Origin of the sequence: Pseudonocardia aurantiaca, from assembly GCF_039526725.1 — a bacterium.
Taxonomy (GTDB): domain Bacteria; phylum Actinomycetota; class Actinomycetes; order Mycobacteriales; family Pseudonocardiaceae; genus Pseudonocardia; species Pseudonocardia aurantiaca.
This window is the reverse complement of sequence record NZ_BAAAJG010000003.1, coordinates 138,396-160,991: the sequence shown is the minus strand read 5'-3', so window position 1 is coordinate 160,991 and position 22,596 is coordinate 138,396. Positions and strand designations below refer to the sequence as shown.

The window sequence follows — 22,596 nt, the reverse complement described above, 5'->3', positions numbered from 1 at the left end:
ACTGTGTTGACGATTCGCTCGCTGACGCTCGCTCATGATTCGACTCCCAAGGCTGTGAGCAGTTGCGTGCGGTGTGCGGCGAACTCCGGGTCGCTCGGCTTGCGGGGCCGTTCCAGCCCGATCGCCCGGTCGACGGCGATCCGCCCGGCGTCGAGCACGAGCACGCGGTCGGCCAGCGCCACGGCCTCTTCCACGTCGTGGGTGACGAGCAGGACGGCCGGGCGGTGCTTGTCGTACAGCTCGCGCAGCAGGGCGTGCATCTTGATGCGCGTGAGCGCGTCGAGCGCGCCGAACGGCTCGTCGGCGAGCAGGAGCGCGGGCTCCCGCACGAGCGAGCGCGCCAGCGCCACCCGCTGCTGCTCGCCGCCTGACAGCTCGTTGGGCCATGCGCGTTCCCGCCCGGCGAGCCCGACCTCGGCCAGCGCGGCCCGGCCCCGTTCCCGCGCGGCAGACCCGTCCAGCCCGAGCACGACGTTGTCCAGCACCCTGGCCCAGGGCAGCAGCCGCGAGTCCTGGAACACCACCGCGCGCTCCGCCGGAACGTGCAGCTCACCTGACCCGGCCACGCCGTCGTCCAGCTCGGCGAGCGCGCGTAGCAGCGTGGACTTGCCCGACCCGCTGCGCCCGAGAAGGGCCACGAACTCGCCGGGCGCGATCTCCAGGCTCACGTCGTCGAGCACCACGCGCCCACCGAATCCCCTGGTCAGGCCCCTGGTGCGGACGGCGGTCAGCTCCCGAGCGATCGTCGCCACGACAACGCCCTCCTCTCGGCCGCGCGCACGGCGATGTCGCCCACCAGCCCGAACACGGCATAGACGACCAGCCCGACGACGATGATCTCGGTCTGCCCGTACGTGCGGGCCTGGGTCATGAGGTAGCCGATGCCGCTCGTCGCGTTGACCTGCTCGACGACGACCAGCGCCGTCCAGGAGATCGTCACGGCGAGCCGGAGCCCGACGAAGAACCCGGGCAGCGCACCGGGCAGCGCCACCTGCTGGATGAACCGCCTGCGGCTGAGCCCGACGCTCTCGGCCAGCTCGACGTATCGGGCGTCCACGCCGCGCAGCGCCGCGTGCGTGTTGATGTAGACCGGCACGAACACGCTCAGCGCGATCATGATGATCTTCATCTCCTCGCCGATCCCGAACCAGATGATCGCGAGCGGGATCAGGGCGAGTGTCGGGATCGCGCGCTTGATCTGCACCGGGCCGTCGACCACGGCCTCGCCGAGGCGCGTCAGCCCGGCGACGAGCGCGAGCGCCACCCCGATCCCGACCCCGAGCACGAGTGCGATCGCAGCCCGCTGCACGGACGTGAGCAGGTTGGACTGCAATCGCCCGTCTGCGATCAGCTCGCCGAACGTCGTCACGACGGTCCACGGCGGGGACAGCGTGGCCGGGTCGAGGGCACCGCTGGCCGAGCCGGCCACCCAGGCCACGACGAGCAGCAGCGGGCCCAGCGCGAGCCCCCGGGCGCTGGTGCGGCCGGGCCCGAGCCGGCGCCGGACGCGCGGGCGGACCGCGAGCCGCTCGTCGGCTCCTGAGGCGGGTGCGGTCCGCGCGCGTGGCGCGGACACCGAAAGCTGGGTCATGGCCCTGTGCCCTCCGGCTCGAACGACGCTCCTGCCGCGGGCACGGCGGACGCCACGACCTCGTCGAACCGCAGGTCGAACCCGTCGGTCGCCTGCACGTCGCGCGGGAGCTCCCCGGCCCGGTTGATCACGTCGATCGTGTCCTGTTGTCGCCGCACGAGCGCCTGGTCCAGCCGCGGGAAGGTGATCTGCCCGAGCGACTCCACGATCCGGTGCCCGTCGTCGGCGCTGATGCCCTGGTTCTGCACGTAGTACTGCTGGACCCAGTCGTCCCGGTGATCGTTGATCCACTGCTGCGAACGGATGTAGTGCTCGACGTAAGCGCGCAGCGCCGCAGCCTTCGCGGGGTCCTGCAGCACCTCCCGTCGGGCGTACAGGTAGTTGAGCCCCGAGGACGTGTCGGCGGTCTCGGCCGGGTCGATCACCCCTCCGCCGCGTGGCCCGGCCTCGGTGAGGAAGCGGGTGAGCCGGGGCTCGTTGAGCGGGGCCACGTCGACCTGCCCGGTGCGGACGGCGTCGTTGAACTCAGCGAGCTGCAGCCGGACCAGTTCCACGTCGGACGTCGAGAGGCCGGCCTTCTCCAGCGCCCGCAGCACGATCACCTGCTGGGCCGTGCCCTCGGCGTAGGCGATCTTCTTGCCGCGCAGGTCGGCCAGCTTGCGCGCCCCGACGCCGGGAGCCACGGCGAGCTGGGTGCTGGTCGGGTCGGTGCGCCGGGCCAGGATGATCGGGACGTCCTCGCCTGCGACGAGCGCCTGGATCGGCGGGGTGTCACCGACGCTCGCGACGTCGGCGGCGCCGGCGCGGAACGCCTCCAGGATGGCCGGGCCGCCGGTGAAGTTGGCGAACTCGGCGGTGAAGGGCAGCCGGTCCAGCTCGCCGGAGGCACGCAGCGCCACCTGCTGCGCCTCGGCCTGGTCGGCGATCACGAGAGTGGTGCCCGGCGGCACCTCGGTGGGCAGGGGAGCGGCGGCGTCCAGCCCGCCGCCTGCCGGCGAACCGGAGCAGGCGGCGAGCAGGAGCGCCCCGACCACGGCCGCGACGGCGAGCGGTGTTCGGGAGAGGGTCATGTCAGTCGACGACCACGGCGTGGTCGGCCGTGAACGGACGGCCGGCGACGATCTCGGACTCGAACCCGTCGGGCCCGACGGGCCGTTCGCCGATCACCGTCACTCGGTGCAGGGTGCGGCGGACGTCGAGGTGGTCGAGATCGGCGGGGGCCAGGTGGGCCGTGGCGCGGTTGTCCCAGAACGCGACGCTGCCCGGCTCCCAGCGGAACCGCACCGTGTACTCGGGGCGGGTGATCTCGGCGTAGAGCAGGTCGAGGATCGCCTTGCTCTCCCGCGGCTCCACGTCGACGACGTGGCTGGTGAAGCCGGGGTTGACGAACAGGGCCCGCTCGCCGGTGACCGGGTGGACCCGCACGACCGGGTGGATCGAGACGAGCAGGTTGTCGTTGACCCGGCGGGCGTAGGCGTCGTCGCCCTTGGGCTTGTCCGACCCGCCGTAGCGGTGCTCGGCGCGCAGCCCGTCGACGAACGCCCGCACCGGGGCCGAGAGCCCCTCGTAGGCGGCCACGAGGTTCGTCCAGGTGGTGTCGCCGCCGATCTCCGGCACCACCTCGGCCCGCAGGATCGACGCGGCAGGCGGGTTCACGGCAGCGGTGACGTCGGTGTGCCAGCCCGCGACGTAGCTGTACTTCCGCCGCGTACGCACGGTGTACTCGCCGCCGTAGCGCTGCTTGTAGCGCTCGGGGTCGACCGTGAAGATCTCCGCGTAGCCCTCCGGCGGGGCGTCGTCGTGCGGGTGTGCGTAGGTCAGCTCACCGAACAGCTTGCCGAACCGGATCTGGGCGGCGTGGTCGAGGTCCTGGCCGCGGAAGAAGATCACCTTGTGGCGATGCAGGGCCGCGGTGAGTTCCGCGACGGTCGCCTGATCGAACGGGGCGGCGAGGTCGACGCCGGTGATGTCGGCGCCGATGTGTCCGGCGACCGGCCGGACGGTGACGCCGGTTCTTTCGGGTGCGATGGTCATGGTGGTCCTCTCGGATGGATTGCACGAATGAGCGCGAGAAATGTCCGGACGAATTGTCCGGACAGTTCCACGCGGGGGTTGGTCAGCGACTGGACGAGCGCTTACAGGAACCGCCGCAAGGCCGACAAGGCCTGCTCAGACGCGGTGCGCTCATGTCGTTAATCGTGTGTTGTGAAGTGTCCGAAGTCAATTTTCGGACGATGGCAATTAAATCCGCGCAGGTAGATCGAGCGGTCGCGCGTAAGTCTCATGGAGCACGACCGAACCGGCGGCGACGCCGAGCGCGCGGGTGCCGAAGGAACCGGCCACGACTGCGCGTTCGGGGTCGGTGCAGACGTGCGAGCGCCGGGCGACCTCGTCGTGGACGTCGGCGAGGAGCTCGGGGTGCCGCGCGGTCGCGGCCTCGCACAGCACCAAGATCTCCGGGTTGATCACGTCGAGCAGTAGGGCGGCGGCCCGGCCGACCGACCGCGCGCGCTCGCGGAAGAGGTCCACAGCCCACCGCTCGCCCGCATCCAGCGCGGCGAGCACGTCCGAGAAGCGGGGTACGGCCAGCCTCCCGTCGGCCACGGCCCGCCGGGCGAGCGTCCGCTCGGCCACGGTGGCCTCGAAGCAGCCGGTGCGACCGCAGGGGCACGGCGTGCTCGCGCCGACCGGAAGGTGGCTCACGTCGCCCGCCGCGGCGCCCGGGCCCTGGTGCACGGCGCCGCAGGTGGCGATGGCCGCATCCACGACGTTGCCGACGAAGAGGTGCACGAGGCTCGTGCGTGCGCGTCCGCGCTCCTGGCCGATGAGCTGTTCGGCCCGAGCGAGCGCCCTGGCATGGCTCTCCACACTGACCGGGAGCCCCAGCGCCTGTTCGAGCACGGCGCCGACCGGCACGTCCAGCCAGCCGAGCTGGGCGTGGCGCACGACCACGCGCCTCCCCGGGTCCACCCAGCCGCCGGTCGCCACCCCCACGCCGAGCGGGCGCCTGCCCTCGGCGTGTTCGGCCAGGAACGCCGCCATGCGGGCGGCGAGCCCCGCGAGCACCTCGGCGGCGGGGCGGCCGGCCGGATGTGGCACCCGCTCCTCCACGAGCACGCGGCCGCGCAGGTCCATCAGCACAAGCGTCGCGTGCAGCACCGCGATGTGGATGCCGGCGACCACGTGGCGGCGGGTGTCGACGTCGACCGGCACATGCGGGCGCCCGACGACGGACCGGGTCGCACGCAACGGCCGGTCGCGGACCAGCCCGAGGTCGGCCAGCTCCGCGAGCTGCCTGCTCACGGCGGCCGCGCTCAGCCCCGTGACCTGCCCGACCGTGCTGCGGGCCACCGGTCCACGGTCGAGGACCGCGCGCAGCACGGCGGCCGCGTTGGTGGCGCGCCTGCCGTCATCAGTAGGGGTGGTCTGCTGGCCGGTGGAGAGGAGAGCGGTCATCGGGCGTCCCTGCCGACGGCGGTACGGGGCGGCGGTGGCGCGCCCGGCCCGCAGGACGGTGGGTCAGCCGCGCACGACGGGTGCCGGACAGAGCGCGCTGGCCTGCCGACGGAGGTCGACGTGGCGGCGCGCACGCAGCGTGGCTGACTGGGACATCACCACGATCCTGACAGATCGACCACCGTGTGGGATAGCGCCCGCGGTCTCGAGCTGTGGCGGCCCAGCCCGCGTCCCACCGATCGGTGGATGCGCCCGGTGTCGCTACCCTCGGGTGCCGTACACGCATCGGCGCGCAGCCGGACCCCTGCTCCCGGCTTCTCCAGGCCCTCGACGACGACACAGGACTTCCCGCCATGACGATCTCCGAGACACCGACTCGCCCGTCGCCGTCGCCCCAACCCGGCGCGGTACCGCCCCCGAGCGGTGGGAGCCTGCTTCAGCGGGTGATCCTGCCCCGCTCGGGGGACCCGATGAGCGTCCGGTCGCTGTACATGGACGAGCGCACCGGCATCCGCCTGACCACTGTCCCGGCCCCGGTCGGAGCGCCACCGAACCCGAGAGTGGACCTCGTCGGCTCCTCGATGAGCGGCCGGCGGCTGCAGGCCACGTCGCGCACGTCGGCCGTGCTGCCCGAGCAGAGCGAGGTGTCTTTCGGGGCTTACTTCAACGCCTTCGCCGCCGGCTACTGGCGCCGCTGGAGCCGCCTCACCGAGGTGCACCTCAAGCTCTCCCTGGAGGGCAGCGGCCGCATCGACATCTACCGCACCAAGGCCGACGGGTCGCCGATCTTCGAGCGTGGCGAGATCCTGCGCGGCCCCGGCCGCCATGAGCTGGACGTGCGCCTCGACCTGCGCCCGTTCGAGGACGGCGGCTGGTACTGGTTCGACCTCACCACCGACGAAGGCGACCTGACGCTGCACGCAGGCGGCTGGTACGCGGCCGAGGAACCCACCGGCCGCGCCGCGGTCGCGCTCGGTACACCGACGTTCAACCGGCCGGCCGACGCCGTCGCCACCCTGACCGCGATCGGCGAGGACCCGCTGGTCCTCGCCGCCGTCACCGCGGTGATCGTGCCGGACCAGGGCACCAAGAAGGTGCGCGACGAGCCCGGCTTCGAGCAGGCAGCGGCCGTCCTCGGCGACAGGCTGCAGATGATCGACCAGCCGAACCTCGGCGGCTCCGGCGGCTACGCGCGCATCATGTACGAGGCGCTCGGCACCGACTGCGAGCAGATCCTCTACATGGACGACGACATCCTCCTGGAGCCCGACTCGATCCTGCGGGCGGTGGCGTTCTCCCGGTACGCGCGCGAGCCCATGCTCGTGGGCGGGCAGATGCTCTCGCTGCAGGCGCGCTCGCAGCTCTCCACGATGGGTGAGGTCGTCGACCGGAACACGTTCCTGTGGCGCAACGCCCCGGGCACGGAGCCGCACCACGACCTCGCCGACAAGTCGCTGCGCCAATCGCCGTGGCTGCACCGGCGCACCGACGTCGACTACAACGCCTGGTGGATGTGCCTGATCCCGCGCTCGGTCGCGGAGGACATCGGGCTGCCGCTGCCGCTGTTCATCAAGTGGGACGACGCCGAGTACGGGCTGCGCGCCCGCGCGCGCGGCTACCGCACCGCGACCGTGCCCGGCATCGCGATCTGGCACATGTCGTTCCTGGAGAAGGACGACACGAGCGACTGGCAGGCCTACTTCCACTACCGCAACCGGTTCGTCGCGGCGGCCCTGCACGGCCCCGCGAGCCCGACGGCGCTGCTGCGCGACACGCTCAAGCGCACGTTGCGCCACCTGATGCTGATGGAGTACTCGGCCGTCGCGCTGCAGGACATGGCGCTGCGTGACTTCCTCGCGGGCCCCGAGGCGCTGTTCCCCAAGCTGCCGACGGTGCTGGGGGAGATCAGGGCGAAGCGCGCCGAGTATGACGACGGCCGTCCGCTCGACTCGGCCAGCCAGGTGCCCCTGTCCGACCTGGACGCACTGGCTGCCCAGGCCTTCCCCGACCCGCCGACCGGCAAGGTCGCCATCGCGAAGGGCCTGGCGCGCAGCATCGTGCACAACCTGCGGCCCACGGACCCGGCCCACCAGGCGGTGCCGCAGCGCAACGTGCCGTCGCGGCAGGCGCAGTGGTTCGTCCTGTCCCGGCTGGACTCGGCCACCGTCGCCACGCCGGACGGGCGCGGCGTCACGTTCCGCAGGCGCGACCCGCAGCTGTTCCGCTCGATGCTGAAGAACGCGATCCTCCAGCACCGGGAGGTCGCGAAGGCGTGGCCGGAGCTTCGTCGTCGCTACCGCGAGGCCCTGCCGGAGCTCACCAGCCGGGAGGCGTGGGCGCGCGAGGTCTTCGACCGCTGACCCTCACAACCACGAACGGCCCTCTCGTCCGCCTCAACCTGCGGACCAGAGGGCCGTTCGTGTGATCGGGCCCGGGGGTGCGTATGTGTGTGCAGAGCCTGGGCGGGCGCGTGCGTGCGTGCGTGCGTGCGTGCGTGCGTGACCAGCGCTCTCGCTCCCAGGGTCGGGGCGGGAGCGCTGGTCGGGTGAGCCGTTGGCCGGCTACTTGTCCATGCCGTAGAGGCGAGCCCAGTTCTCGCGGCTCGTCAGCCGACCCATCTCGGCCCGGTAGGCGCGGGCCGCGGCCGGGCCGTCGGTCACGAACCGGCGGAACGTGCGAGCGGCGCGCTTCGCCAGCTCGCTGGCCAATTCTCTGTCGCGGGTGCGGATCCGCACGCCCTGCTCCGACATGTCGGTGACGATCGCGCGCTCGAACGTGGAGATGTGCCACCAGTGCGCGTCCCCGGCGGGGACAAAGCCCGAACGGCGGGCTGCCCTGCCTGCGATGAGGTACGCCGCGCGCTTGGCCCATGTGAGCCGCTCCCGGCCGGGCGGGTTGGCAGCGCGGACGACCTCGACATCCCGGAAGTCCGCAGGCGCGTCGGACATCGGCCGCATGACGGTCTCAGCGTAGTTCGAGCGGATCCGCCGGATCTCGGCCGCGGCGGCCGCCGAGCCGTCCTGCAGGACTTTCGGCCCGTCGAGGAAGTCCTCCATCGCCTGCAGCAGCGTGGCGGAAAGCCCGTACTGCATGCTGATCAGGTACTGCGCGAGCAGCTGGCCGAGCCGCCGGGTGATCCGCCGAACCGAGAAATCGGTGTGCAGGGCGGCGGTGATGAGGCCGTTGCGCATGTTGAAGTACCGGTGCCACTCGTCCCAGTCCTTCCACCCGAAGTCGGCGTGCCAGACGCCGGCCCCGGGCAGGGCGACCGTGGGGAACCCGTGCGCGCGGGCCCGGTAGCCGTACTCCACGTCGTCCCACTGGAAGAACAGCGGGAGCGGGTAGCCGATCGCCCGCACGATCTCGGCCGGGATCAGGCAGGACCACCAGCCGTTGTACTCGGTGTCGACGCGCCGCTCCTGGTTGATCGGGAGCTGCCGATCGTCCAGGCCGAGGAGGTAGGCCTCCTTCAGCGCACCCGGCACCGGCTTGCCCACCTGGAGCAGCTCCGGGTCGGCGTACTCGGCGGAGATGTGCAGGTGGGCCGGGTGGAGCAGGTTGAGCATCTGCCCGCCGACGATCGACGGGTGCCGGGTGCTCGCTGCGAACGCCGTGAGCCGCACGAGGATCTCCGGCTCCAGCAGCACGTCGTCGTCCATCAGCAGCACGTCCGCGTGCTCGCTCGGGTCGCCCGCGGTGGCGTCGAACAGGCCGCGGGTGAAACCGCCGGCTCCGCCCAGGTTGGGCTGGCGGACGTAGCGAAGGCGATCGCCGAGGGCCGCCGAGACCTCCGCGAACCGCCGGCGGGACTCCAGCGGGTCGCTGCCCTGGTCGACCACCTGCACGGTGCCGACAGTGGCGAGCGCCTCCGGGTCGTCGGCCATCGCCTGCAGCGTGTTGAGGCAGTCGTCCACCCGGTTGTAGGTGCAGATGACGACGTCGGTGCGCGGTACGCGGCGGGTGGTGGCGATCGTCCACCGCACGTCGGCCACGGTCATCTCGCCGGTCTCGGTGGTCAGCTCGAGCCAAATGCCACCGCCGTCGATGAACCGGTCGATGGGCGCAACCAGTCGGATCGCGGCGCCGTCCGCGGCCACGACCTCCTCGGCGGCGACGATGCGCCAGACCTTGTTGGTGTCGGACGCCATGAGCCGGACCCGTCCCTCGCCGGAGACGACGGCGTCGACCTCGATCTCGCCGGCGGAGGTCCAGCGCTGCCAGTACGTGGCGTGGAACCGGCCGAAGTAGGTGTTGGTGCTGACGCGGGTGGCGGGCGCGAGATGCACACGGGAGCGCTCGCGGCGGGCCGCGCCCTTCTCGACCACCGAGTAGAGGTCCTCCGGCACCAGGGCGGATGGTCCGAAGAACAGGCCGCGCTGGGCCAGTAACCGCGACGGCGAGCCTTCCCGGTCGCGTTGTGGCGCGGCGTGCCCCGTTGCGGCAGGCAGGGCGTCAGCAGACTCCGTGATGTCCGATGTGCGAAGCATGCGGGCTGGCCGTCCTCCGGTCGCGGGCGAGATCTGGTGTTGCGCAAATACAGGCCCCGCCCGTCCGGGCGTGCCTGTTGACATTGTGCGGGCGCCCGTTGTGTCGGGTGTGCCCGGGGTCACCCCACCGGATCGAGCCCCGGCACCCGGGCATGCCCGTCGGATTGCCAGCCTGCGATGCTCTGAGCTGCGACGATCGGCTCCAGCGTGCGGAACGGTGCAACCGGGATCCAACGGTACAACTGCGCGGCGTCCCGAATTGGGTCCCCGCGGAGGTAGGTCGGAATTCGTTCTTCGGTGATCAGCAGCCGCGATGCGGTGAAGGGTCCGCCGAAGCCCGCCTTGTAGGTGATCCCGGCCGACGGGTCGCTCGCAGGCGGGCCGACGCGCCACTCGGCGAGCCCGGCGGTGCCGAGCGGCAGCGGCTCGGGGGTCAGGCACGGGAAGAGGAAGGCCACCGGCCAGTCCAGGATCGCCGTACTGCCCGGCGGCAGCACCTCCGACATCGGGGTCAGCCGTGGCACCCTCGGCAGCGACGCGACGGCGGGTGCGCGGGGCCCCGCGTTCGGCGCGTCCACGGCGAGCCGCACGGTGTCGGCCTGCGCCGGGGCCATCTGGCGCACGTCGCGCGGCTCGGCGCCCTCGGGCGCGATCGAGCGGCGTTCGAGCACCTGCTCGCCGCGGGCGAACTCCAGGAAGAGCTGGTCGCCAGGGCGGAGCGCCCCCGAGGTCGTGACCACGACGGGGAGTGCGCCGGAGCGCTGCTCGGGGTCGAGGCTGAACCAGGGCGTGTTCATCACACCGGCGACCGCCACGCCCGGCAGGTCCCGTCCGCCGACGTCGACGGGCAGGGTGCGGGCCGTCGGTGACGGCGTGGCGATCGGCAGGAGCCCGGCCGCGGGGTCGGTCTCCACCGAGAGCGCCTGCTGCAGCCCGCAGGGCTCGCCGCGCAGGGTGGCGAGGGAGTCCGACGCGAGTGTGTAGCTGTCGCGGTGGGTGACGGCGACCCGCCCGAGGCCCAGCACCTGCAGCGCGAGCACCGCGACGAGGACCACGGCCACGATCGGCGCCGGGGCCGGCAGCCGGCGGGTGAGCATCACCTCGGTGGCCCCACCCGCGCGCTGCCACGCCCATCGGGCGAGCACGACCAGCACCGGCACAGCGCCCGCAACGGCGGCGATCGTGGCCACCGGCACGCCTGCGACCTGCGAGGGGAGCGTGCTGAACGTCGGCGTGAACCAGTCGCCGACGTAGGGCCATGTGTTGTAGCCGGCCAGCACCAGCGAGCCGACGGCCGTGGCGGCACCCAGCCCTGCCACCAGTGCGCGGGGCCGCGCCCGCAGCGGTGCTGCCGAGAAGGCGACCGCGCCCAGCACGAGCGCGGCGGCGCCGTAGCCTGCGACGTCTCCGAAGTGCTGCGTCCACTTCGTCGGGGCGACGGCCATCGTGGCGAGGCTCAGCAGCAGCCCGATCACGAGCCGCCGGGCGGGACCGGTCGCGATCCCGGCCGGGACGCGGCGCAGCGCCCACAGCACGCCGACTGCGGCGAGCAGCGTGAACAGCACCGCCGCCCGCCGGCCGATCGCGCCTTGGAACGAGCCGGGTTCCAGCAGGTTGGAGTAACGCGCGTACTCCTCGTACCACTGCTGCCCGCCCCCGATGAGGGCGCGGACGCGCGTGGCCTCGAGCATCCCGGCGAAGCTCTGGTCGTAGACCATGAGGAACACCGCGGCGGCGGGCGCCGCCACGACGGCGACGAGCACCGGCAGCACCTGTAGGTCGCGGCGCGCGCGCAGCAGTCGCAGCACGGGCACGGCGGCCGCGAGGAACGGGGTGAAGGCGAGCAGCCCGCCAGGGGTGATCGCCGTGGTGGCCCCGGCCAGGAGGAGCCCGACGGCCAGCGGCAGCAGTCGCCGCGTGGCCATCGCCCGCTCGACCGCGAGGAACACCGCGAGGGCACCGACCGCCACCCACGGCTCCGGGCGTAGCCCGAGGTTGAACGGGATCCACCAGGTCCCGAACGCGAGCGCGGCGAGCCACGGCGTCGACCGGCGGGCGGCGAAGCTGCCGAGGCGGGGCAGAACGAACCGGGAGAGCAACCACCAGCACAGGAGGCCCAGCAGCGTGGACGGCAGCCGCATCCAGAGCGTGGACGGCGAGATCAGCGACCAGAGGTAGTAGAGCTCGTAGAACCAGCTGAACGGCGACTCCGGGGCGTTCAGCCACCGGTAGACGTTGCCGATGAACCCGTTGCTTCCGGTGCTGCGCACGATCCCGGCGATGTAGCCGTCGTCCACGGTGACGGCGCCGATGATCCACCAGACCCCGAGGAGGATGACGACCGCGGCGTCGACCGGCCGGGGAAGCCACCAGCGCCGTGGCAGCAGGCGCACCCGGCGTGGGACGGCGGCCCGGTCGGCGAGGGCGAGCGCCACGAACATGCCGAGCAACGCCAGCACGCCGACCGCGGCGATGCCCGCCTTGAGCGGGGTGATCGTGGTCTGGAAGCGGGTGTCGGCCTGCAGACTCACGTCCATGCCGACGGGCACCTCACTGACCAGCGCGGCCACGTCGGGGCGCACGTCGCCGTCGTGGGTGAGCACGGGCACGCCGTCCACCAGCACGGTGGTGCGGGACGGGTCGCTCACCAGCGAGAGCGTGCAGGGCCGGTCGGGCAGGGTCACCACGCCGAGATCGACGCCCGCGCTCGTGACGGCCACCTGCCCGCGGGTGGCCGTCAGCCGGAGCCCGTACAGCGGGTCGGCGGCCGGGTCGGTCCGCAGCGGGACTGTCGACAGCAGCACCCGGTCCCCGTCACGGGCGGCGGCGCACGTCGTCTGGGCCGTCAGCTCGACCGGCTGGTACGGCATCAGCGGGATCGCCGCAGGCCCGTCCTGCGCCGTCCAGGAGTAGGTGACCTGGGGCTGCTCGACAGGTGCGAACGGGAACGCCACCGCGGCGAGCGCGGCGACCAGCCCGAGCAGGAGCACAGCCCAACGAAGGCCGCGGGCCTCCGTCGATCGCTCGGAAGAGCTCTCGCCGCGATGCGGATCCTGCCTGCTGCTGTCCGGCTCGGACGGGGGAACCGACCGTGCGGGCGATAGCACCCGGTCACCCTAGGGTGCTGGCGTCGCCGCCGTCGTCAAGGGGTTACCCGTTCGGGGCAGTGGCGGTCTCGTTGTCGATCGACGCGCCCGACACTGTGCGACGGGTCTCGGTCACCGTGTACGCCGCCTGGGCCAGGTCGGTGTGGAACGCGTACACCTCGATGTGCGGGTCGGTGCCGGGCGCGACGGCCAGCCGCTGCACGGACTCGGTGCGCGGCACCTGCGCGAACGCCCCGCCCCGGAACGGCACCCAGGCGCCGTCGTCGAGTCCGGTCATCGGCTCGTTGCCCCACAGCACCGCGTACTGCGGCGACTCCGTGATGCCGTCGACGATCGTGGGCTGCCGCTGGCAGGGGTAGGCGAACGCCAGCGGCCACGCCAGCGCGACGGGCGCGGCGGCGGGCAGGTAGTCGGAGAGCACCACCGGCTGCGCGACGGCGGGCGCGCTGAACGCGAGCCAGCCGTGCAGGCCGCCGGTGCCGTCCACCGCCTGCAGCCGCACGACGTCGGCGCCGGCGGGCGGCTCGAGGGTGAAGGTGCGCCACGAGGTGCTGTGGGTCGGGTCGGTGAGCGACTGCTGCTCCTCCGCCTTGGTGTTCGGGTTCTCCTCGATCACGGACACGGTCCCGTCCGCGCTGGTGCGGCCGTACACGGCGGTCAGCGAGTTCCCCTGGTCGAGGGTGCCGGCGGCGAGGACGGTGACGCCCGCTCCGGTGAGCCCCTGCGGCAGCGTGTACCAGCTGGTGGTCATCTGCCCGTCGTTGCGTTCGGCGCCACGGTCGTCGCGCACGATGAGGCTGCCCCAGATCTCGGCGGCCGCGCGACCCTGCGGGCGGTTGCCCTCGTAGTAGCCGGCGCCGGGCGCGAAGCCGACCGGCGCCGGCGGAGTCGGTTGGCCGGGAGCCTCCGGGAGCGTGCTGGCCGTGGTCGGGTCCAGGACTCGGACGACACCCGCTGCCCCGCACCGAGTGCCGGCCGGGTCGGCCAGCCCCTGCGCCCACACCGACTCGCGGGGAACCCCCGCCGCGGCCCCTGCCCCGAACGTCCCGACCGTGTAGACGGTGGTGCCCAGCAGCGAGAGCACCACGACCGCCGGTACGGCGGTCAGCGCCGCCAGCCGCAGCGACGGGCCGCGCGCCAGCTTGGCCGCGCCGACCAGCAGCGCCCCGGTCACAACCGCGACGCCCGCCCAGAGCCCGACGCTGTCCAGCGCGATGTTGCTGATCGCGGGCGAGAGCTCCGGCCTGCGCATCCCCTCGAGCGACGCGTACGGCCACTGGTTCGGCCCGTGCCAGCCGAGCGCGATCACGGCGACGAACGACGCGCCTGCGGCGGCCAGCAGGCCGTAGGGCAGCTTCGCGTCCTGGAGCACCCGGCGGGTCAGCGGCACGGCCGTGACGAGCAGCAGCGCGAGGAACGCAGGGCCGACACCCGCGAGCGCGCCGAAGTGGTGGCTCCACTTCGATGGTGTGAGCCACAGCGCGGCGAACGCCAGCGCGGTGCTGGACCCGGCCAGCCACAGCGGCATCGGAACGGCCACGCGGCGGGCCCTGGCCGCGACGAGGAGCACCGCGAACCACAGCAGCGCGACCAGGCAGACCAGGATCGCGGCGCGCTTCGCGTAGTTGCCCATCGGGATCTGCGAGAGCAGGAACTCGTATCGCTGGATCTCGGTCGTCCACCCCTCCTGAGCCTGCAGGGAGAGGAAGATCGCCTGCCCGCGAATGAAGTCACGCAGCGCGCCATCGGCGAACGCGAGCAGCGGCGCGACCATCCCGCCGGACGCCACGGCGAGCATGCGCAGGGCCGTGCCGAACTTGTGGCCCGGCACCCGCACCACGGGCCACAGCAGTGGCAGCCCGGCGAGCAGCGGGGCGAAGAGCGTGAAGCCGGTGGGGTGGGCGGTGAAGCCGAGACCGGCGAGCGCGAACGCGAGCCAGGCGAGCGCCGGGTGCGACCGGCGGCCCGCCACCAGCACGGTGAGCATCGTGAGCGCCCCGCACATCGCGACGACCGTCTCCGGTCGCACACCCATGTTCTGCGGGATCCACCAGGCCAGGAACACCACCGCGAGGACCGCGTGCGCCAGCGCCCGCACGCGGCGGCTGTCCGGCGCCCATTCGCTCATCGCGATCGCCACGAACCGGCGCAGCGCGAAGAACGTCACCACGCCGAACACGGCGGCGGGGATGCGCTGCAGCACGGGGGCGGTGCCCGCGAACTGCTGCCACCAGCCCAGCGCCTGGTAGAACCACGTGAACGGCGTGAAGTTCTGGTCGTAGAGCTGGTAGTAGTTGCCGACCTCCCCCGAGAGCACCGAGTTGCGGGCCATCGCGGCGTAGTAGCCGTCGTCGTCGGTGGCCGGGGCCACGAACATCCAGAAGACGATCACCGCCGGCACCAGCAGGTCCACCAGCCGCGGCCAGGTGAGCCGCCAGACCAGGGGCACACGGGGGGTCGCCCGAGCCAGCTGCATCAGCAGCAGGGCAGTGACGACCAGCGCGAACGCCGTGGCCCAGATGAGCACGCTCTTGACCGGCGTGGGGCTGCTGGTGAACTCGTCGTCCACGCGCAGCTGCACCGATAGGCCCCCGTTCGGCAGGCCGCGCGCGTCCGTGGCCAGCACGTCGACGTCGGGGAGCTGCTCGAACGGACGGCTGACGATTTGGGTGCCGTCGCGGGTGATCGTGACGTGCGCGTTGACCGGCGTGGCGAACGCCGACATGTTCGGGGCGTCGAGGTCGGCGGGGTCGGGCGCCGGGCGGACGAAGCTCGGCAGGCCGCGGCTATCCCCGGTGATCCGGTACTCGCACGGACCGGCCGGAAGCGGCTCATCGAGCAGGAGTGCGTCCATGCCGCGCACCTGCACCTGCCCGTCCCGGGCGGTGACGATCATCCCGGTGGTCCCTGCGGTGGGCGCGGCGGGCGCGGCCGTCGACACGACGACGCCCCCGTTCGCCTGGGCGACGCGCGCGGCGTCGCAGGTGAACCGGACGTCCATCGCGAGCGGCCGGTACGCGGTGAGCGACAGGAGCGTCGACTGCGGGCGGGCCGGGTCAACCGGCCAGCTCACGGTCGGATCGTTCACCGATACGGGCGCGAACGGCAGCATCGCCGCGCACACCACGGCGACCAGCGCGGACAGGGCCGCGAACACGGCGGTGCGCCTGCCCCGGCCGGCGGCGGGGGCGGGTGTGGAGCCGGCCGGACGCGGCGGGATGCCGTCCACGTCCTCGGCCCGTGCCGGTGCGTCGTGCTCCACGGCGTCGGACACGTCAGTCACAGCTAGTCATGCTTTCAGGAACGAGTGGCGCAACCCGCGCGGGGCGTGCACCGACCGGTTGCGGGACAGCCACTTTCTCGCGACGGGACACGTCGTGCCGCCGGGGGAGGTGCTCACCGGCCGGCATGAATCGGGCGGGATCGCGGCTGCCGCGATGAGACCGCTCGCCGAGGGGGTACCGACCAGGGTGGCGCGCCGGGATCCAGATGCACGGGGCCGCCGCCGTGGCCGTCATGTAGCGGCCCAGGCCCGAGTTGGCTGAGGTCGGCTGCATAATCTGTCCGTCCTGAGGATTCGGAGGAGGTCCGTCCTGGCTACCACCCCCGTTTCCCGCACGCGGTCGCTCGGGCTCGTCGGCCTCGGGATCGTGGCTTCGGGCCTGCTCATCAACGTGTACCTCGCGATCGTCGCGCGCAACCTGACGGCCGCCGAGTACGCGTACTTCGGAGCGTTCTGGTCGCTGGCGCAGGTGGCGGGGTTCGGGATGTTCCTCTCCATCGAGCAGGAGACGGCCCGGCTGCTCCAGACGCCCGGCCGCCCGCTCGGCGTCCTCAAGGCAGCGCTGATCACCGCGGCCGCGATGGCCGTCGCGCAGCTGGCCGTGGTGGCGCTGGGATGGCCGCTGCTGTCGGAGGCGTTCGGCGGCCAGGCCGTCACCGTGGTCGCGATGGGTGTGCTGTGCCTGGTGTCCGCAGGACAGTTCGTCGTGCGCGGTGCCCTCATCGGCATGGACCGGTTGGGGCGGCACGCCGCGATCATGGTGCTGGACTCCGCGCTGCGCGTCGGGCTCGCCGCGCTGGTCGCGACGCTGATCACGGACGCGGGGAGTCCCGCGTTCGTGTGGACGCTCGTCATCGCGATCGGGCTCGCGCACGCGCCGCAGCTGGTGTCGCTGCTGATGCGCCGCACCAGGGCCACCACTGAGCCGGACCCCGGGGCCGGGTGGCTCGGTCCGCGTGCGGTGTGGGGCGCGGTGGCCCCGCTGCTGCTCGGCTCGCTGTGCGCGCAGGTGCTGCTCAACGGGCTGCCGGTGCTCGTGACGGTGCTGGCCAGCAGCGAGATCGACGCGACCCGAGCCGGCCAGTTCGTCGCGGTCTTCACCCTGACCCGCGTGCCGCTCTTCCTGGTGGTACCGCTCCAGAGCGCGCTGCTGCCGCTGCTCACGGGCGCGCTGCACGCGGGCGATCGCGCCACCCTGCACAAGCTCATGCGCTACCTGGCGCTCGGACTGCTCGTGCTGGCCGGCCTCGCCTTCGGGCTGGGCTACCTCGCCGGGCCCTGGCTCGCCGGGCTCGTCTTCGGGCCTTCGTACGTCCTGCCGAGTGCGCACGTCGCTCTGCTCGCGGTCGGCGTCGCGTTCTACATCGGGCTGGTGCTGGTCACCCAGGTGCTGGTGGCTTCGGTGCGCCACCGGCTGGTGGCGTGGAGCTGGCTGTCCGGGATGGTCGTCGGCGGCGTGGTGCTGGCACTAGTGCAAGATCTACTCCTGCGTGCCGAGCTGGCTTTCCTCCTCGGCTCCGCCGCCGGGTGGCTCGTGGGCACCGCGCTGGTGCTCAGTGAACGACGGGAGCGAGTGTTGCAGAGTGTCGCCTGACGCCGTGGCCGGAGCCGACGGGCGCCGTGACGACCTCGTCATCGCGCTGACGTACTACGCGCCCTACGTCTCGGGTCTGACGAACATGGCGCGCGACATCGCGGAGGGCCTCGCTGATCGAGGTCGCCGTGTCACCGTCGTGACCAGCCGCTACGACTCCTCGCTGCCGCGCGAGGAGGAGATCAACGGGGTGCGGGTCCTGCGTGCGCCCGTGCTCACCCGGCTCGGCCGCGGGGTGGTGGCTCCGGAGTTCGTGCGGCTGGCCCGCGCGACCATCGCGAAGGCCAAGGTGGGCTCGCTGCAGCTGCCGATGCTGGAGGCGGGTGCGATCGCCGCGGGGATGCGCACGCCCATCGTCTCCACCTATCACTGCGACGTGACCCTGCCCTCCGGGCTCGTGAACACCGTGCAGCGACTCGTCGTGGACGCGTCGAACCGCCTCGCCATGCAGAAGTCCGCGGTTGTCGCCGTCACGAGTGAGGACTACGCGCGGCACAGCCGCATGTGGCCGGCGATCGAGCCGTCGATGGTCGTCGTCCCGCCGCCGTGCGCGCCGCCGCCCCCGGGCGAGCCGACGTACCGGGAGACCAGCGGCCTGCACGTCGGCTTCCTCGGCCGCATCGTGCGTGAGAAGGGCTTGGAGTACCTGGTGCGCGGCTTCCGCGCGCTCCCGGACCCGGACGCGCGGCTGCTCATCGGGGGCGACTTCACGCACGTGGCCGGTGGGAGTGTCATCGACCAGGTGCGCGAGGCCATCGGCGACGACGAGCGCATCCGGCTGCTCGGGTTCGTGCCCGAGGAGCGGATCGGCGACTTCTACGCCTCGCTCGACGTGTTCACGCTGCCGTCGGTCAACGCGTTCGAGGCGTTCGGGATCGTGCAGGCCGTGGCTATGCTCGCCGGAGTGCCGGTGGTCTCCAGCGACATCCCTGGCGTCCGCCAGCCGGTGGCTCAGACCGGGTTCGGCACCGTCGTCGGGCCGGGCGACGCGGCCGCGATCACAAGGGCGCTGCAGTCCCTCAAGGCCGACCCGCCCGACCGGGCGGCCGGTGCGGCCCGGGCCCACCAGGCGTTCTCGGTGGCCAGCGTGCTGGACGACTACGAGGTGCTGCTGGACAAAGCGGTGCACCAGGGCAGGGTGAGGGGCTGATGACGGCCGAGTTCGAGCCCGTCGCCGGGCACGCCGACCACTACGACGCCGAGTACTACGCGCGCAACGGGCAGTCGGGCGACCGTCCTGCGCTGGGCTGGTACGTGCGGCTGGTCCGCCGCTACGTGGGCCGGGGCCCCTACCTGGACTTCGGCTGCGGCACCGGCCACCTGGTGCGCAGGCTCGCCGAGCACGGCGCCGCCGCCGGTTTCGAGATCTCGCCGTATTCGGCGACGACAGCCCGCAGGACGGCCGAGGGCTGCCCTGTGCACACCACCCTCGACGAGATCCCGACCGGCGGGTACCGCGGGCTCACCGCCGTGCACGTCCTCGAGCACCTCGATGACGCCACCGTCACCGCGGTGCTGGCCTGCTGGCGGCGGGTGCTGGTGCCGGGCGGGCGGGCGCTCGTCGTGATGCCGGACCCGGCTGGGCGTGCGCGCGCACTCGCGGGCACGGGCTGGACCGGCTACCAGGACCCCACCCACGTCAACCTCAAACCGCACGCCGAGTGGCGGCAGTTCCTCCTCGACGCCGGGTTCCGGGTGCTCCGCGAAGGCAGCGACGGGCTGTGGAACGTCCCGTACTCGAGGTTGCCCAAGCTCCTCGACGCGGTCGTGCACGCCGTGCCGTCGCTCGTCCAGTTCCTCTCTGGCCGGCTCTTCCTGCGTCCCGGCAGCGGCGAGTCGTCCGTCTTCGTGATCGAGAACCCCGGCCACTAGGGTCCCGCGAGGCTCACCGCCAGCCCGCGGCGTTGCCCGGCGGTGGCGCGCCGATCTGCGCGGCCTGGTTCCAGCCCCACACCAGCTCACGGCCGGTCTGAAGGTCCGCGGGGCGGGCCGCCGGTGCGTACGGCTCCACAAGCCGCAGCTGCCCCCAGTCCCGGCCCCACTGCCCGTCGAGGTAGGTGGGCACCACCCGCTGGCGGGCCACGACGGTCAGCCACGCGAGCGGCCCACCGGACGGCGGGGCGGACCAGTTCTCACCCACCCCGCGCTGCTGCGGGTCGGCGAGCACGCGGTACGCGGGCATCTCGGCCACCCCGTCGTGGATCGGGAACGAGCGCAGGCACGGGTGCGGGAACGCCACCGGCCAGTCGAGATAGCCCGGCGCGGAGCCGACGACGTCGAGCAGCGGGGTCAGGTGAGGCATCCGCGGCGGGGCCACGGCCACCCAGCCGGCCGGGGCGAGCGTCCGGTCCTCGGCCACCACCCGCACCTGGTCGGCGTCCGGCCGCCCGCTCAGGTCGAACCGGACGTCCCGCCAGCCCCACCCGCCCGCTCCGGTGCCTGACGGGTCGGCCGCGGCTGTGATCGTGCTCCCCGCATCGGTCCCGAACCGGTCGACGAGCGTGGTGCCGTCCCCGTCGGACCGGCCCAGCTCCACCGTGACGGAGGTGCCGTCGCCGACCTGCCCGGCCACCTGGACCACCAGCGGTGCCCGGCCCTCCCGCGCGGCGGCCGGGAGCGTGAACCACTCCGTCGTCAGCTCACCGGCGCCGCCGCCGGGCCGGTAGCTGCCGAGCACCGGACGGCCGACCGGTCCTGGCGCCGCCACAGCCGGGTCCGTGCCGCCGTCGCCGTCGACGTCCCCCGGCGAGCCGGGCCCGGACGGAGGGAGCCACCCGGCGCCGAACCCGTCGAGCGCGGGTGCGCTGCCCTGGGCGGGTGATAGCACTCCTGCCGCCGGATCGGTCTCCACGAGCACCCGGGACGAGAGGCCGCAGCCGGTGCCGCCCGGGTCCGTCACCACCTCCGCGGCCACCGAGTAGCCGCCGGCCTGCTGCACCGCTTTGACCGTCGATGCCACGACGAACAGCGCCACCGCCCCGCACAGCACCGCGAGTGCGGCGCCGGTCCGGCGGGAACGGCCCTGCCGCGGCTCCCCCTTGCCGCCGCGAAGGTGCTCGGCCAGCGCCAGCGCGAACAACACGGCCGCCCCGAGCAACGCCACCGAGGCAACGGTGACCCCGCCGAGGCGCGGCGGCTGGTCGAACCAGGGCACTCCCCAGTTGGAGACGTACCACCAGCTGTTGGGGCCGGTGAACGCCAGCGCCGTCGCCGCAAGCACCGCCGAGCCCGCAAGCAGCCGGTTGCGGCGCGCGCGAAGCACCCCGTCGCTGGTCGCGACCGCGGCAAGGGCGGCGACCATGGCCCCGAGCCCGGCGAAGGCGCCGAAGTGGTGCGTCCACTTGGTGGGGGTGAGCGCGAGCACCACGAACCCGAGCCCCACCGTCGCGAGGGTCCGGGCCGCCGGGCCGCTGGCGACGCCGGGGATCCGGATCCGGCGCAGCATCACGACCGCGACCACCGCCGCGCACACCACCATCACCAGCACCGGGAACCGCCTGGCGAGCGAACCGTCGGGGATCGGGGCGAAGAGCAGGGTGTAGCGGTAGAGCTCGGCGTACCAGGGCAACGCAGGCCCGATCGCCGTGCGTACCCGGGTGGCCTCGACCACTGTCGCCCAGGTCTGGTCGCCGAAGACCGCCACCAGCACGATCGCGCCCGCGCCGAGGAGCGGGGTGAGCGTCGCGATCCAGCCGGTCAGGGCTGCGCGCTCCTTCAGCAACCGCAGCAGCGGACGGATCCCGGCCAGGTACACGGCGGGCGCGAGCAGGCCGGTGGGGGTGGCCGCCAGGGCGAACGCCGCGGCCACGAGCCCGAGTGCGAGGGGGAGCAACCGCCGGGTGGCCAGCGCCCGCTCCAGCGCGTACGCCGTCAGCAGCGCGCCGAACACCACCACCGGCTCGGGTCGCAGACCGCTGCCGAACGGGAGCCAGAAGCACACGAACAGCGTGGCGGCCGCCCAGCACGCCGTGGCACTGCGCCGTACGGCCGGCCCGAGCCGTGGGAGCAGCAGCCTGCTGATCACCAGCCAGCTCGCGACCCCCATGACGAGCGATGGGATCCGCAGCCACAGCACCGAGTCACTGACCTGAGCCCACGCCGCGTACAGCTCGTAGAACCAGCCGAAGGGGGCCTCCGGCACGTCGAACCAGCGGTAGTAGTTGCCGATCCAGCCCGAGGACTCGGCGGCCCTGGCCATCGTGAGGATGTAGCCGTCGTCGACGGTGATGCCGCCGATCACGGCCCACCCGGCGAGCGTCGCGACGACGACCGCGTCCCGGCCGATCCCGCGCCTGCTCGGCCGCCCGATCCGCACGGGACGGCGGCCGTGCGCGGCGTCGGCCGGCCGGAATGCCCACAAGCAGGCCAGCAGCGCGAGCACGGCGGCCGTGCCGACGACCGTCTTGAGGGCCGACGCGCTGCTGTCGAACCGGTTGTCGATCTCGACGCGCACCGCGGTGCCCGCCATTTCGTCGCGGGCGCCGTCGAGGTCGGAGTACACGCCCACGACCTGCGGCCGCTGGTCGCCCTCGACGTCGGCGACGATCGCCCCACCGACCCGCACCTGGGTGGCGGTGGCGGTGGACAGCACCGCGAGGTCGCACGCCCCGGCAGGAAGCAGCGCGGACGTCAGCCGGGTTCCGCGGTCGGCGACGGTGAGCATCCCATCGGCGACGACGGCGCTGAGACCGACGGTCGGGCCGGCTGGAGCACCGGGTGGCGTGGTGCCCAGGACGAGCGCGGGCTCGGGACTGCGCTCGTCGAGACTGCGGATGGCGGCGCACCCGACGTCCGCGGTGAAGGTGAGCGGTCGCAGCGCAACGGCGGGGGCGTTCACGGCCGTGGTGTCACCCGACGCGCCCGGCCAGAGCACGGTCGCGGTGTCCTGCTGCACGGGCATGAACGGGAAGGCCACGGCGAGCGCCGTGGCGAGCACGCCGAGCGCTGCCGCAGCGCTGTATCTGCGGCGTGACGGTACTGGCGGGGGAGCAATCGCCGGGGGAGCCGCGACCGCCACCTGATCGGTGGTCGACACTGGCAAGAGCGTAGGGACCGCTGTCACCCATCCGGCGGCCGGG

Annotated in this window: 13 protein-coding genes; 4 read left to right on the top strand and 9 right to left on the bottom strand. The window is 73.0% G+C overall.

What is annotated here, in order from left to right:
- Window positions 1-32: 32 nt before the first annotated feature.
- The 5 genes from ABD143_RS05260 to ABD143_RS05240 all read right to left on the bottom strand — a co-directional run bounded on the left by ABD143_RS05260 (window position 33) and on the right by ABD143_RS05240 (window position 5,047).
- Window positions 33-752, bottom strand: coding sequence for an ABC transporter ATP-binding protein (locus ABD143_RS05260; protein ID WP_379659599.1), 720 nt, complete (start codon window positions 750-752; stop codon window positions 33-35).
- Window positions 728-1,591, bottom strand: a complete 864-nt coding sequence (locus tag ABD143_RS05255; RefSeq protein WP_343971979.1) for an ABC transporter permease — start codon at window positions 1,589-1,591, stop codon at window positions 728-730. Before ABD143_RS05255 ends, ABD143_RS05260 begins: the two co-directional genes overlap by 25 nt.
- Window positions 1,588-2,661: an ABC transporter substrate-binding protein gene (locus ABD143_RS05250; RefSeq protein ID WP_343971976.1), complete on the bottom strand. Its 1,074-nt coding sequence runs from the start codon at window positions 2,659-2,661 to the stop codon at window positions 1,588-1,590. Before ABD143_RS05250 ends, ABD143_RS05255 begins: the two co-directional genes overlap by 4 nt.
- 1 nt (window position 2,662) lies before the next feature.
- Window positions 2,663-3,625: a TauD/TfdA dioxygenase family protein gene (locus tag ABD143_RS05245; protein ID WP_343971973.1), complete on the bottom strand. Its 963-nt coding sequence runs from the start codon at window positions 3,623-3,625 to the stop codon at window positions 2,663-2,665.
- A gap of 207 nt (window positions 3,626-3,832) precedes the next feature.
- Complete coding sequence (locus ABD143_RS05240) at window positions 3,833-5,047, bottom strand: ROK family transcriptional regulator (protein WP_343971970.1); 1,215 nt, start codon at window positions 5,045-5,047, stop codon at window positions 3,833-3,835.
- Window positions 5,048-5,400: 353 nt separating this feature from the next.
- Here ABD143_RS05240 and ABD143_RS05235 point away from each other — a divergent pair, with 353 nt between their 5' ends.
- A complete protein-coding gene (locus ABD143_RS05235) occupies window positions 5,401-7,407 on the top strand; it encodes a glycosyltransferase (RefSeq protein WP_343971967.1) in 2,007 nt (668 codons plus the stop codon).
- A 201-nt stretch (window positions 7,408-7,608) separates the two neighbouring features.
- Here ABD143_RS05235 and ABD143_RS05230 read toward each other — a convergent pair whose 3' ends face one another.
- The 3 genes from ABD143_RS05230 to ABD143_RS05220 all read right to left on the bottom strand — a co-directional run bounded on the left by ABD143_RS05230 (window position 7,609) and on the right by ABD143_RS05220 (window position 15,924).
- Entirely contained in the window at window positions 7,609-9,534 is a 1,926-nt protein-coding gene (locus ABD143_RS05230) for a glycosyltransferase (RefSeq protein WP_343971964.1), read from the bottom strand.
- Window positions 9,535-9,653: 119 nt separating this feature from the next.
- Window positions 9,654-12,524, bottom strand: coding sequence for an arabinosyltransferase domain-containing protein (locus ABD143_RS05225; RefSeq protein WP_343971961.1), 2,871 nt, complete (start codon window positions 12,522-12,524; stop codon window positions 9,654-9,656).
- Window positions 12,525-12,684: 160 nt separating this feature from the next.
- Complete coding sequence (locus ABD143_RS05220) at window positions 12,685-15,924, bottom strand: arabinosyltransferase domain-containing protein (protein ID WP_343971959.1); 3,240 nt, start codon at window positions 15,922-15,924, stop codon at window positions 12,685-12,687.
- Between the two features lie 367 nt (window positions 15,925-16,291).
- Between ABD143_RS05220 and ABD143_RS05215 the strand changes: the two genes are divergently transcribed.
- Genes ABD143_RS05215 through ABD143_RS05205 form a run of 3 tightly spaced genes read left to right on the top strand, consistent with a single transcriptional unit; the run spans window position 16,292 to window position 19,390 of the window.
- Window positions 16,292-17,518, top strand: a complete 1,227-nt coding sequence (locus ABD143_RS05215; protein WP_343971957.1) for a lipopolysaccharide biosynthesis protein — start codon at window positions 16,292-16,294, stop codon at window positions 17,516-17,518.
- Between the two features lie 4 nt (window positions 17,519-17,522).
- Window positions 17,523-18,668 (top strand): glycosyltransferase family 4 protein, encoded by a 1,146-nt coding sequence (locus tag ABD143_RS05210; RefSeq protein ID WP_343971955.1) that lies wholly within the window; start codon window positions 17,523-17,525, stop codon window positions 18,666-18,668.
- Window positions 18,668-19,390, top strand: a complete 723-nt coding sequence (locus tag ABD143_RS05205; protein ID WP_343971953.1) for a class I SAM-dependent methyltransferase — start codon at window positions 18,668-18,670, stop codon at window positions 19,388-19,390. Before ABD143_RS05210 ends, ABD143_RS05205 begins: the two co-directional genes overlap by 1 nt.
- A gap of 13 nt (window positions 19,391-19,403) precedes the next feature.
- On the opposite strand, the gene ABD143_RS05200 is transcribed toward ABD143_RS05205, so the two are convergent.
- Window positions 19,404-22,553 (bottom strand): arabinosyltransferase domain-containing protein, encoded by a 3,150-nt coding sequence (locus ABD143_RS05200; RefSeq protein ID WP_343971951.1) that lies wholly within the window; start codon window positions 22,551-22,553, stop codon window positions 19,404-19,406.
- Window positions 22,554-22,596 lie beyond the last annotated feature (43 nt).